The following is a 12192-nucleotide window of genomic DNA, read 5'->3' on the forward strand; positions in this document are numbered from 1 at the left end:
GAGGGAGTGGCCTGCAATCGAGCAGGTCGATCATCACCCTGAGTGTCTGGCCCGTAATACGTAGTTGAGGGAAGCAGTTGGAGCCTCCTCACTGGTGCGGTCCGAAAGGCCCTTCCTTCACCTCTCCCTGAGGGAGAGGTCGACAGCCGAAGGCTGGCGGGTGAGGGTCTACGGCCTCTCCGGATGGTTCCCTAAACCCTCACCCGGAGCTGCGCTCCGACCTCTCCCTCAGGGAGAGGTAAGGGGCAACGGGGGTCGAATGGAAGATCGGGCTCGCTTTTCGAATTATGGGCCGGACACTGAGGTGCCCGGCAAAGCCGGGCCTCCAAGGAGGGTCCGGAAGCGCTCTGATTTCGCCGGACTTCCGTTGACATGCCGGGATGCCCGCTGGAGCCTCCTTCGAGGCTTCGCTGACGCGAAGCACCTCAGGATGATGGCGGAGGCGGTCCACAGGCCGGTTTCCGAGGACGCCAGTCGGCGAGGCCGTACCCCCTCGCCCGCCGGCCTTCGGCCGTCGACCTCTCCCTAGAGGCGAGAGGTGAAGGAACGCCGCCTCAGCTCGCCCGCCGCAGGCTTGAGCCTTGCGCCCAGGCTCCGAAGGCAAACACCCAAACTCCGTCATCCTCGCGCAAGCGAGGATCCATGCAGCCGAAGCCCAGGGCGTTCAGGCTTCAGCTTCGCGTCAAAAACCCGGATGAATGGGTCCCCGCCTGCGCGGGGATGACGGCGAGCGTGGGGCAGCGCTCCGCGACCCATCCTGCGCTGGAGTCCCCTCAGCTGATCCGCAGCAGGCTGGCGATCTCGATGTCTTCGCCGATATCGGGCCAGTGAATGCCCTCGCCACGGCCGACGAGCTGCCAGTTCTCACGCTCGGCACGGGTCGCCCCGACGAGGCGCGGGAACCAGTCGATCGGGGTTGCCAGTTCGCGGCCATCGGCCAGGCTGACCAGAAGCGCCTCCTTGGTCACGGCCGCATCGATGGCGACGGGATCGATCTTCATGGGCGTTCCTTTCCGCGACCTGGAGCCTTGCCTACGCGCATTTACGTCACGCGAACCGACACCCACTTCGCTCGAAAACGGTCTGGGCGTGATTCGCCTTTCTTCAACGATGCCCACGGCAGAATGGCGATTCCGAGTCCCGATCCGCCTTTTTTTCCGCGGATCAGGTGCCGCGCGGCTTGGCCCGCGCCGTCGCCTTGGCGACCAGCGGATCATCCGGCCAGACATGCTTTGGATAGCGCCCGCGCATGTCGGAACGGACATCCTTCCAGGAACCACGCCAAAAGCCCGGCAGGTCTTTGGTGATCTGGATCGGTCGATGCCCCGGCGACAGCAGCGTCACGGTCACCGGCACACCGCCATCCGCCACCGCCGGATGGCGGTCGAGCCCGAACAGTTCTTGCACACGGATTTCCAATACGGGGCCGTTCTCGTTCGAGTAATCGATCGGCACGCGCGATCCCGAGGGCGCATCGAAATGCGTCGGCGCGAGACGATCCATCGCCGCGCGCTTGTCCCAGGGCACGAGGCTTGCGAGCCCTTCATGCAAGACACCCGGCGTCACCGCATCGAGCCGGCGTTTTCCATTCAGGAACGGCCCGAGCCAATCCGCCAGAGTTTCGGCCAGCGCCATGTCGGACACATCCGGCCAGTCGCCGGCAAGCCGCGCATGCAAGAAGGCGATGCGAGCGCGAAACTGCTCGGCAGATTTTTCCCACGGCAGTTCGGCCACGCCACGCCGGCGGATCTCTGCCAGCAGGGCTGAATGCACCGCCCCATCCGACACTTTTGCAATCGCCCGATCGCCGAGGATCAAACGGCCAAGCCGGCGCACGGCCCGACCGCGAACCGAGCCGGTTTGGGAATCGAAGGCGACGCTTTCCTCGTCGACGATCAGGCTCGAAAAATTGGCCTCGATTTCGGCCAGCGTGATCGGCGCCGCTGTCAGGATGCGGGCTTTTTCCGCCGCGCCCTGCAGGCTGGCGATCGCCAGGAACGGCTCGCGCGACAGAGCGTCGGAAGCATCCAGGACGCCGCCACGCCCATTCGCCATGACAAAAGCGCCCGGCGCGCCGCGGGCCATGGCGATGCGGTCCGGGAAGGCAAAGGCGAGCAGCAGGCCCGCTTCCTCCGGCGCCTGCCGGCCGTCGTCCGGCCGCGCGCCGACATCGCGCGCCCAGCGCGCGGCCAGGCCGAGTGAATCGCGGGATCTCGGATCGCGCGCGGCAAACAGCCGGCGCACGCGCTCGCGAAGGTCGGTGTCGTTGCCGCCAAGGCCGATTTCGGAAAGCACCGCCGCGACGGCGCCGGCAAGACCGCCGAGTCCGAGGTCGGCACCTTTGCGCAGCATGTGACCAAGGCGCGGGCTCAGCGGCAGTCGCGCCAGCGCTTCACCTTCCTTCGTCAGGCGGCGATCGGCGTCGAGCGCATCGAGCCGGGTCAGCAGCGCGACGGCTTCCTCCCAGGCGGGCTTCGGCGGTGGATCGAGAAAGGCAAGCTGGCCGGGATCGGCGACGCCCCAATTGGCGAGATCAAGCACCAGCGGCGCGAGGTCGGCCTCGAGAATTTCCGGCCGGTCGAAGGGGGCGAGCGCCGCCGTCTGGCCCTCTTCCCAAAGACGGTAGCAGATGCCGGGCTCGGTGCGTCCGGCGCGGCCGCGACGCTGGTCGGCCGCCGCGCGAGAGACGCGGCGGGTTTCCAGCCGGGTCAGCCCGGTCGCCGGCTCATAGATCGGGGCGCGGGCAAGACCGGAATCGATGACGACGCGAACGCCTTCGATGGTCAGCGAGGTCTCGGCGATCGAGGTCGCCAGGACGACCTTGCGTTTTCCCGGCGCTGTCGGGCGAATGGCGCGGTCCTGCACGGAAAAATCGAGCGCGCCATAGAGCGGCGCGATCTCGACCTCAGGCCCAACACGCCCCTCCAATCGCTCTGCGACGCGGCGGATTTCGGCTTGCCCCGGCAGGAAGACGAGCAGACTGCCGGTTTCGGCCGCCAGCGCCCGGCGCACGGCATCGGCGACATCGTCCTCCATGCGGCGGGCGGGATCGCGGCCGCCATGCCGGGTCTCGATGGGGAACATCCGGCCGAGGCTTTCGACCACCGGCGCATCGCCGAGCAGCCGCGCCACGCGCGCGCCGTCGATCGTTGCCGACATGACGAGGATGCGAAGATCGTCGCGCAGCGCACCCTGTGCATCCAGCGCGAGGGCAATACCGAGATCGCCATCGAGGCTGCGCTCGTGAAATTCGTCGAAGATCACCGCCGCGATGCCTTCAAGCGACGGATCATCGAGGATCATGCGGGTGAAGACACCCTCGGTGACGATCTCGATCCGGGTTTTCGCCGAGACCTTCTTGTCCAGCCGGACGCGATAGCCGACGGTCTGGCCGACCTCCTCGCCCAGCGTTTCGGCCATGCGGCGGGCGGCGGCGCGGGCAGCGAGCCGGCGCGGCTCCAGCATCAGGATGCGGCGATCACCACGCCAGGGCGCATCCATCAGCGCCAGCGGCACACGCGTCGTCTTGCCGGCGCCGGGCGGCGCGACCAGCACGGCGCTGGTGCCACTTTCGAGCACGGATTTCAGTTTTGGAAGGACGTCATCAACGGGCAGCATGCCTGCCGTCATAGAGGGGGACGGAGTTTCGTGCCAGTGGGGGGCGCGCGGGCTCCGTCCCCCCAAACGCCGTCATCCCCGCGAAGGCGGGGATCCATGCAGCCGAAACCTTGGTCCATCAGCGAAAACCCGGCTGAATGGGTCCCCGCCTTCGCGGGGATGACGGCGAGAGCAGGAATGAAACAGGGAGTCTTCTAAGGTTGCCAAAAACCCTCAGGCGACCGTGCCGGCCTTCGCGTCGATGGCGTTGAAGTCGGTGACGATCGGGTGGGTTGTGTCGGGGGGAATGACGACTTCGCCCCTGTCGAGGCCGATCGTCGCCATGCCGGCGTCGCGGGCCGCGTCCAATTCCTTCGTATTGTCCGACAGGAACAGTATTTCCGAAGGCGAAAATCCGATCTCGGCGGCGATGGCGATGTAGGACGACGCTTCGAGCTTCGAGCCGATGGCGGTGTCGAAATAGCCGGAAAACAGCGGCGTCAGATCGCCGGCGTTGGTAAAGCCGAAGATCAGCTTCTGCGCCAGAACCGAGCCGGACGAATAGACATAGAGCGAAAGGCCATCGGCCTTCCATGCGGTCAGCTTCTCGACGACGTCGGGATAGATGTCGCCCTTCAGCACGCCGGAGCGGTAGCCGTCTTCCCAGATCATGCCCTGCAGCGACTTGAGCGGCTTGGCCTTGCGGTCCTCGTCGATCCAGGCGGCCAGCAGCTCGGCCGTTTCTTCCGCGTTGAGATCCGGCCTTTTGGCGAGATCGCGCGCTTCGGCCAGCGCCTCGGCGACGGCGGGTTCGGCCGCATGCTCGGCGACAAAATCCTTCAGCCGGCTGCGCGCATAGGGAAACAGCACGTCCTTGACGAAGGAGATCGACGAGGTGGTGCCCTCGATATCGGTCAATACGGCGCGGATTGGCGAGGTCGACATCGATGGAACCCTGATGGTTGACTGGAACTTCCGCCTCTAACCGATTACGTGAAGGCGGTCATCCCATTTTCGGTCGAGGAATTTTTGATGAAAGTCGACGGCGTAGCCTATCGCTCGATCTGGCGCGATCCCTCGGAGACCACGGTTACCGTCGTCGACCAGACGCTGCTGCCGCATCGTTTCGATACGCTGAAGCTGATGAATGTGGCGGACGCCATCGATGCGATCAAGCGCATGGTCGTGCGCGGCGCGCCGCTGATCGGCGTCACCGGCGCCTATGGCTATGCGATGGCGCTGCGCGACAACCCGTCCGACGCCAATGTCGACGCCGCCTTCGACGCCATCAACGCCGCGCGGCCGACCGCCGTGAACCTGCGCTGGGCGCTGGAAATCATGCGCAACGAGGTTCGTGAGCTCGCGCCGGACGACCGTGCCGTCGCCGCCTATGTCGCGGCCGATCGGCTGCGCGCCGAGGACATCGAGACCAACGGGACCATCGCCGAACATGGCGCGAAGCTGGTGCGCGAGATTTACGAGGCCAATGGCCGCTCGCGCCCGGTCAACATCCTGACCCATTGCAACACCGGCTGGATCGCCTGCGTCGACTGGGGCACGGCGCTCGGTGTCGTCTATCGCGCCCATGATGACGGCATTCCCGTCCATGTCTGGGTCGACGAGACGCGCCCGCGCAACCAGGGCGCCAGCCTGACGACATGGGAACTCGGCTCGCATGGCGTGCCGCATACGCTCGTTGTCGACAATGCCGGCGGCCACCTGATGCAGCATGGCCAGGTCGACATCTGTTTGGTCGGCGCCGACCGCGTCACCGCCTCGGGCGACGCCTGCAACAAGATCGGCACCTATCTGAAGGCGCTGGCCGCCAAGGACAATAACGTGCCGTTCTATGTCGTGCTGCCCGGCTCGACGATCGACTGGTCCATCGATGACGGCGTCGCCGAGATCGAGATCGAGGAACGCGCCTCCGACGAGGTGACGCATATTTCCGGCATTTCCGGTGACGGCAGCATCGTCAAGGTGCGGCTGGCGCCGAAGGGCACGAAAGCCGGCAACCCGGCCTTCGACGTGACGCCTGCCCGCCTGGTCACCGGGCTGGTGACCGAGCGCGGCGTCGCCGAGGCGAGCCGCGCCGGGCTTTTGGGGCTTTATCCCGAAAAGGCGTGATCAGGCCGGGTCGGGCTCGGCGCGGGAGGCAAGCTTTGCCGTCCGCGCCGGCGACTTCATCGTCGCCAGCAACAGGATGAGGGCCGCCAGCTCGAACAGGGCGGCGGTCCAGCCGATCGCCGTGATCGAGATGAAGTCGATCGCCAGCGCGCCGATGGCAGCGCCCGCCGCCGTGCCGAAATAGAGCGCCGACGAGTTCAGCGACAGGGACACCGCGGCAAGCGAGGGCGCCAGCTTCACGAGCCGCACTTGCTGCACGGCGGGGAACGACCAGCCGGCCAGGCCCCATATGGCGACGATGATATAGACGACGACGAGGCCGTGCCGGCCGGGCGCGAAGATCGAGACCAGCGACAACGCCGCGAAATTGATCGTCAGCGTCACCAGAACGGCGGTCAGGAAGCGCCGGGCGTTCCAGCGGTCGGCCGCACAGCCGCCGATCAGATTGCCGGCCGCGCCGCCGATGCCGGCGAGGAACAGCGCGCCTGCGACCATTTCCGGAGTCGCGCCAAACACGCTGATCATCAACGCGCCGAAATAGGTGTTGATGGCGAAGATGCCGCCGAGCGTCAGGAAAGTCAGCGCCAGGACGACCAGCAGGTCCGGCCGGCGCACCATTTCCATGCGGGCGGCGAGCGAGACGCTGGCCGGCGAGGCGACGCGGGGCAGCGCGACAAGAATGCCGAGCAGCGCCAGGGCGGCGAGCCCGGCGACACCGAAGAAGGTGGCGCGCCAGCCGAAATGCTCGGCGACGATGGTGCCGATCGGCACGCCGACGATCATCGACACCGTCATTCCCGTATAGATGATCGAAATGGCGCGGCCGCGCTTCTCCGGCGCGACGATGGTCGCCGCCGTGCCGGTGGCGGTCGGCACGAAGGCGGCGGCGGAAAGCGCCAGCAGCACGCGCGAAATCATCAGCCAGAGATAATCCGGCGCCATGCCGGCAACGATGTTGGCGAGGCCGAATGCGGTTATCGCCAGGATCAGCAGCGTCTTACGCGGCCAGTTGGCGGTCGCCACCGCCAGCAGGGGCGCGGAGACGGCATAGACGAGCGCGAAGCAGGTGACGAGATGGCCGGTCGCGGCGACCGAGACGTGCAGGTCATCGGCGATCATCGGCAGGATGCCGGCGATCATGAAACCCTCGGTGCCGATGGCGAAGGTGCCGAGCGCCAGCCAGATCAGGGAACGGAGCATGGTGATTTGTCCAAGAGTTCAATAACTATTGGACAATTGGATCCGTTTGGCCGCGACGTCAAGCAATGTTCAATAACTCTTGAACTGATTGCGATCCAGATTTATGTGTCGGCCATGGCCAAGGAACTTTTTCACCCGCTGACCGAACAGATCGACCTCTCCGCCGTGCTGGAGGCGCTGAGCGACCCGACGCGACGCGACGTGGTGCAGCATCTGCTCAGGGTTGGTGAGGACAGCTGCGGCGCCACCTCGGCGTTTGCCGGCATGACCAAGACCAATCTGACCTATCACCTCGCCAAGCTGCGCGAGGCCGGCATCACCCGCGCCCGCATTGACGGCGCCAGGCGGATGATTTCGGTGCGCTATGACGACATGCAATCCCGGTTTCCGGGGCTGCTGCCGGCGATTCTAGGCAACGGCACGCCCGAGACCTGAAGCTACCTTCCCCGGCGCGGAATCTCCGTCGTGCCTTGCAGGACCGCGCCCTTTGAATTGCGGCAGAAGCAGCGGTCGCCCACCTGCTCCAGCCGGCCGGTCAGGCAGGTTCCCTGAAGCGTCCGGCACTGGCTGCCGGTCATCGACCGGGCCTTTGGTGCGTTGGGCATCCGGACACTCGGCTGCGGCGCGGTGAACAACTTTGGCTGGGCAAACAGATTCGGCTGGTTGAAGAGGCCAGGCGTGTCGATTCGGGTACTCCCCTGCGCCATCGCCGACGTCAGGCTGATGAAAATCGCCAACACGCCGAAAAGCGCGCTCCACAAAACGTGTCTCTGCATCAGACGTCTCCGGGCAGCGCGGGTGTGTCGCGCGCAAACCATCTTATCAGGCCGGCCATCTCGCGACGATCCGACAAATCCGCCGGGCTTTCGGTCGCGGGGCGGCTATGTTAGGAAGGCCACGATCAGCGTCGGGGGTTTAGCGTCTCCACGCCAACAGCATCGTGCGCGCGTTCGGTATTCGAGCGCTGGCGCCCAACAGAGGTAGATTGACGGCATGGCAGATCGCCCGTCGAGCTTCGACTATGAGGCTCTGCTCGCCTGCGGGCGGGGGGAATTGTTTGGCGAAGGCAATGCGCAACTGCCGCTGCCTCCCATGTTGATGTTCGACCGCATCACGTCGATCAGCGAAGAAGGCGGCGAATACGGCAAGGGCCATATTCGCGCCGAGCTCGACGTCAATCCGGATCTCTGGTTCTTCCAGTGCCATTTCCAGGGCGATCCGGTAATGCCGGGCTGCCTCGGCCTCGACGCCATGTGGCAGATGCTCGGCTTCTTCCTCGGCTGGAGCGGCTCCGAGGGTCGCGGTCGCGCGCTTTCGACCGGCGAAATCAAGTTCTCCGGCATGGTCGTGCCGAGCGTCAAGAAGGTCGAATACGGCGTCGATCTGAAGCGCGTTCTCCGCTCGCGACTGGTGCTTGGCATCGGCGACGGCTGGTTGAAGGCGGATGGCGTCACCATCTACCAGGCCAAGGACCTCCGCGTCGGCCTGTTCAAGGGCGAAGCGACACCGGCCGTCGGTTGATGGCGGGGCCGGCTCCAGCGAGCCGGTCGGTCATCCCCGAACGTTAGTATTCAGGAAGGACACCGAGCGATGAAGCGGGTCGTAGTGACGGGGATGGGTATCGTCTCCTCCATCGGGAACAACACCCAGGAAGTGCTGGCAAGCCTCCGTGAGGCCAAGAGCGGCATTTCCTTCGCACGCGATTATGCCGAACACGGCTTCCGCAGCCAGGTCGCCGGTGCACCGACGCTGGATCCGACGGAATATGTCGACCGCCGCGCCATGCGTTTCCATGGCGGCGGTACGGCGTGGAATCACGTCGCGATGGACCAGGCGATCCGTGACGCCGGCCTCGAGGAGAGCGAAATCTCCAACGAGCGGACCGGCATCATCATGGGTTCCGGCGGCCCGTCGACGCGCACCATCGTCGAATCGGCGCAGAAAGCCCTGGCTTCGGGCTCGTCCAAGAAGGTCGGCCCGCTTGCCGTGCCGAAGGCAATGTCTTCCTCGCCCTCGGCCACGCTCTCGACCTGGTTCAAGATCAAGGGCGTCAACTATTCGATCTCCTCGGCCTGCGCGACGTCCAATCATTGCGTCGGCAACGCCTATGAGATGATCCAGTACGGCAAGCAGGACCGGATGTTCGCCGGCGGCTGCGAAGAGCTCGACTGGACGCTCTCCGTGCTGTTCGACGCCATGGGCGCTCTGTCGTCCAAGTACAACGACCGCCCCGCGGTCGCCTCGCGCGCCTATGACGCCAACCGGGACGGCTTCGTCATCTCCGGCGGCGCCGGCGTGCTGGTGCTGGAGGAGCTCGAGGTCGCCAAGGCACGCGGCGCCCGTATCTATGGCGAGATCGTCGGCTACGGCCTCTCCTCCGACGGCGCCGACATGGTCGCCCCGTCCGGCGAGGGCGCGGCGCGCTGCATGCGCCAGGCGATTTCGGCGGTGAACGGCAAGATCGACTACATCAACCCGCACGCCACTTCGACGCCGGTTGGCGATCTGAAGGAAATGGAAGCGATCCGCGAAGTGTTCGGCTCGGGCGACAATTGCCCGAAGATCTCGGCGACCAAGTCGCTGACCGGCCATTCGCAGGGCGCCACGGGCGTGCACGAATCGATCTATAGCCTGCTGATGATGAACAACCACTTCATCGCGGAATCGGCCAATATCGAGGAACTGGATCCGGCCTTCGCCGACATGCCGATCGTGCGCAAGCGCATCGACAACGCGAAGATCGATACCGTACTCTCCAATAGCTTCGGCTTCGGCGGCACAAACGCCTCGCTGGTCTTCCAGCGCTACGTCGCCTGAGACAAAACAAAAACAAGGACGATCGAATGACGGCACCAATCAGCAACCTGATGAGCGGCAAACGCGGGCTCATCATGGGTGTCGCCAACGATCATTCGATCGCCTGGGGCATTGCCAGGACACTGGCAGCGCACGGCGCCGAAATGGCCTTCACCTATCAGGGCGAAGCCTTCGGCCGTCGCGTGAAACCGCTGGCCGACAGCATCGGCGCCAAGCTGCTGCTGCCCTGCGATGTCGATGACGTAGCCTCCGTCGACAGCGTCTTCGCGACGCTGGAGAAGGAATGGGGTTCGATCGACTTCATCGTCCACGCGATCGGCTTCTCCGACAAGAACGAGCTGAAGGGTCGCTACGCCGACACGACGCGTGACAATTTCGTGAAGACGATGGTGATCTCGTGCTTCTCCTTCACGGAGATCGCCAAGCGCGCTGCAACGCTGATGACCAATGGCGGCTCGATCCTGACGCTGACCTATGGCGGCTCGACCCGCGTCATGCCGAACTACAACGTCATGGGCGTGGCCAAGGCCGCGCTGGAGTCCTCGGTGCGCTATCTCGCCATGGACTTTGGCGGCGACAACATCCGCGTCAACGCCATCTCGGCCGGCCCCGTCCGCACGCTTGCCGGCTCGGGCGTCGCCGATGCGCGCATCATGTACAACTACCAGAAGAAGAACGCGCCGCTCCGCCGCACCGTCTCGCTCGACGAAATCGGCGGCTCGGCCCTCTATCTGCTGTCGGAGCTGGGTGCTGGCGTCACAGGCGACGTGCACTTCGTCGATTCGGGCTACAACATCGTCTCGATGCCGCGCCTGGAAGAGCTGAAGGTCCACGAGGCGCACGCCGAAGCGATCAACCCGCAGGCCGACTGATCTTTTTCGCTGCCGCAGAATTTCAAAGGGCGCCCATGAGGCGCCCTTTTTCTATTTCAACGCGCTCGCTGTTCCGCCGCTTGCCGCAAGCCGCACGATCCTCATCCTGAGCGTCTGGCCCGTTCGTCGAAAAACTCGACCATCATCCTGAGGTGCCCGGTGCAGCCGGGCCTCGAAGGAGGGTCCAGACGGCTCCTGGCGCCGGTCCGGCCCCGGCAAGCGGCGGATGTGACGCTCACGTGGGGGAGTTCCTGAGTTTCGCTGGACCCTCCTTCGAGGCTTCGCTGACGCGAAGCACCTCAGGATGATGAGGAGCAGGGAATGGTGGATGCAGATTCAGGCTCCGGCTGTAGATCGGCGCGAAGATGCTCCGGAGCGGCATGTGAAAAGCACGGCTCTGTCACGTGCGCCCCGGCCAAGCCGTGCTATCGTCGCGCAAACTCCCCTCCCCGCCGCCTGCGTGACGGGCGTCCTCAACGGTGATGCAAGAATGTCCGGCAAGAAGCTGATCGATCCCACCTCGCTGCCCTACCGCCCCTGCGTCGGCGCGGTCGTGTTCAACAAGGAAGGCCTGGTCTGGATCGGCGAGCGCTCGCCCAATGCCGAACTGACGCCGGGCGATCCGGTCTGGCAGCTGCCGCAGGGCGGCATCGACAAGGGCGAGGATCCCCTGCCCGCCGCACGGCGCGAGCTGTACGAGGAGACGAGCATCCAGACGGTTTCGCTGCTGGCCGAGGCCGAGGGCTGGTTCGACTACGACCTGCCGCCAGAACTGGTCGGCATCGCCCTCAAGGGCAAGTATCGCGGCCAACGCCAGAAGTGGTTCGCCTTCCGCTTCGAGGGTGACGAGAGCGAGATCAACGTGCTGGAGCCGGGCGATGGCAGCGCCGAGGCCGAGTTCATCTCCTGGCGCTGGGAGCCGATCGAGCACCTGCCCTCGCTGATCGTGCCGTTCAAGCGCAAGGTCTACGAGCAGGTCGTCTCGGCCTTCCGCCATCTGGCGCCCTGACGCCTACCGCCGGGCTCAGGCCCGCCGCGCGGCGCCACACCTTGGCCACGGACCTTAACAATTCATAAGGCAGCCATTCAGTTTGAGTTCATCGGGCCGGGCCCATAAGGGGGGCATCAACCAAGAGGATGCCCCCGATGAAGAAGATCCTTCTCGCAACGATCGCCCTGTCGATGCTCGCCACGCCGGCCGCCTTTGCGCAGCAGTATCGGGGCGACGGCGACCGCTACCAGGGCCGGGATCGCGATGGACGCGGCGGCTATGAGCAGCAGCATCGCAAGCCCGAGATGCGCAAGCAGCAGAAGAACCGTCGTCATTGGTCGAAGGGCCAGCGCGTGCCGTCGCAGTATCGCGGCGGTCGGGTCGACTATCACCGGCACAATCTGAAGGCGCCGCCGCGCGGCTATCAGTGGGTCGAGAATGACGGCCAGTACCTGATGATCGGCATCGCTACCGGCCTGATCGCCGCGATCGCGAACTCCGGCCGGTAAAGTCTGGATCGGCGCTGCAACCCAGCGCCGCCTTTCACCTCTCTCCGTCGGGGGAGGGGAAGGGTTCCGGCCCAGCTAA

12 protein-coding genes are annotated in these 12192 nt (G+C 65.4%); 7 read left to right on the forward strand and 5 right to left on the reverse strand.

The window, feature by feature from the left end; translation table 11 throughout:
- Positions 1-773 precede the first annotated feature (773 nt).
- The 3 genes from OSH12_RS22415 to mtnC form a co-directional block, all read right to left on the reverse strand.
- Entirely contained in the window at positions 774-1001 is a 228-nt protein-coding gene (locus OSH12_RS22415) for a DUF2442 domain-containing protein (protein ID WP_266345857.1), read from the reverse strand.
- Positions 1002-1164: 163 nt separating this feature from the next.
- Positions 1165-3618, reverse strand: a complete 2454-nt coding sequence (gene hrpB / locus OSH12_RS22420) for an ATP-dependent helicase HrpB (RefSeq protein ID WP_266345858.1) — start codon at positions 3616-3618, stop codon at positions 1165-1167.
- Positions 3619-3831: 213 nt separating this feature from the next.
- On the reverse strand, positions 3832-4542 hold the full coding sequence (gene mtnC / locus OSH12_RS22425) for an acireductone synthase (protein WP_266345859.1): 711 nt from the start codon (positions 4540-4542) through the stop codon (positions 3832-3834).
- Between the two features lie 87 nt (positions 4543-4629).
- Between mtnC and mtnA the strand changes: the two genes are divergently transcribed.
- Positions 4630-5724 (forward strand): S-methyl-5-thioribose-1-phosphate isomerase, encoded by a 1095-nt coding sequence (gene mtnA, locus OSH12_RS22430; RefSeq protein WP_266345860.1) that lies wholly within the window; start codon positions 4630-4632, stop codon positions 5722-5724.
- Here mtnA and OSH12_RS22435 read toward each other — a convergent pair whose 3' ends face one another.
- A complete protein-coding gene (locus tag OSH12_RS22435) occupies positions 5725-6924 on the reverse strand; it encodes an MFS transporter (RefSeq protein ID WP_266345861.1) in 1200 nt (399 codons plus the stop codon).
- Between the two features lie 114 nt (positions 6925-7038).
- Here OSH12_RS22435 and OSH12_RS22440 point away from each other — a divergent pair, with 114 nt between their 5' ends.
- Positions 7039-7359 (forward strand): ArsR/SmtB family transcription factor, encoded by a 321-nt coding sequence (locus OSH12_RS22440; RefSeq protein WP_266345862.1) that lies wholly within the window; start codon positions 7039-7041, stop codon positions 7357-7359.
- Positions 7360-7361: 2 nt separating this feature from the next.
- Here OSH12_RS22440 and OSH12_RS22445 read toward each other — a convergent pair whose 3' ends face one another.
- Positions 7362-7700, reverse strand: coding sequence for a hypothetical protein (locus tag OSH12_RS22445; protein WP_266345863.1), 339 nt, complete (start codon positions 7698-7700; stop codon positions 7362-7364).
- 217 nt (positions 7701-7917) lie between these two features.
- Between OSH12_RS22445 and fabA the strand changes: the two genes are divergently transcribed.
- From fabA to OSH12_RS22470, 5 genes are all read left to right on the forward strand, one after another.
- A complete protein-coding gene (fabA, locus tag OSH12_RS22450; RefSeq protein WP_266345864.1) occupies positions 7918-8445 on the forward strand; it encodes a 3-hydroxyacyl-[acyl-carrier-protein] dehydratase FabA in 528 nt (175 codons plus the stop codon).
- A gap of 69 nt (positions 8446-8514) precedes the next feature.
- Positions 8515-9741 (forward strand): beta-ketoacyl-ACP synthase I, encoded by a 1227-nt coding sequence (fabB, locus tag OSH12_RS22455; protein ID WP_266345865.1) that lies wholly within the window; start codon positions 8515-8517, stop codon positions 9739-9741.
- Positions 9742-9767: 26 nt separating this feature from the next.
- Positions 9768-10613 carry an enoyl-ACP reductase FabI gene (gene fabI / locus OSH12_RS22460; RefSeq protein ID WP_266345866.1) on the forward strand — a complete coding sequence of 282 codons (846 nt, stop codon included), beginning with the start codon at positions 9768-9770 and terminating at the stop codon, positions 10611-10613.
- 490 nt (positions 10614-11103) lie between these two features.
- Positions 11104-11622: an RNA pyrophosphohydrolase gene (locus tag OSH12_RS22465; RefSeq protein ID WP_266345867.1), complete on the forward strand. Its 519-nt coding sequence runs from the start codon at positions 11104-11106 to the stop codon at positions 11620-11622.
- A 137-nt stretch (positions 11623-11759) separates the two neighbouring features.
- The gene (locus OSH12_RS22470) at positions 11760-12113 is read left to right on the forward strand and encodes an RcnB family protein (RefSeq protein WP_266345868.1); all 354 of its coding nucleotides are present in this window, start codon (positions 11760-11762) and stop codon (positions 12111-12113) included.
- Positions 12114-12192 lie beyond the last annotated feature (79 nt).

The organism is Kaistia terrae, from assembly GCF_026344005.1.
GTDB lineage: Bacteria > Pseudomonadota > Alphaproteobacteria > Rhizobiales > Kaistiaceae > Kaistia > Kaistia terrae.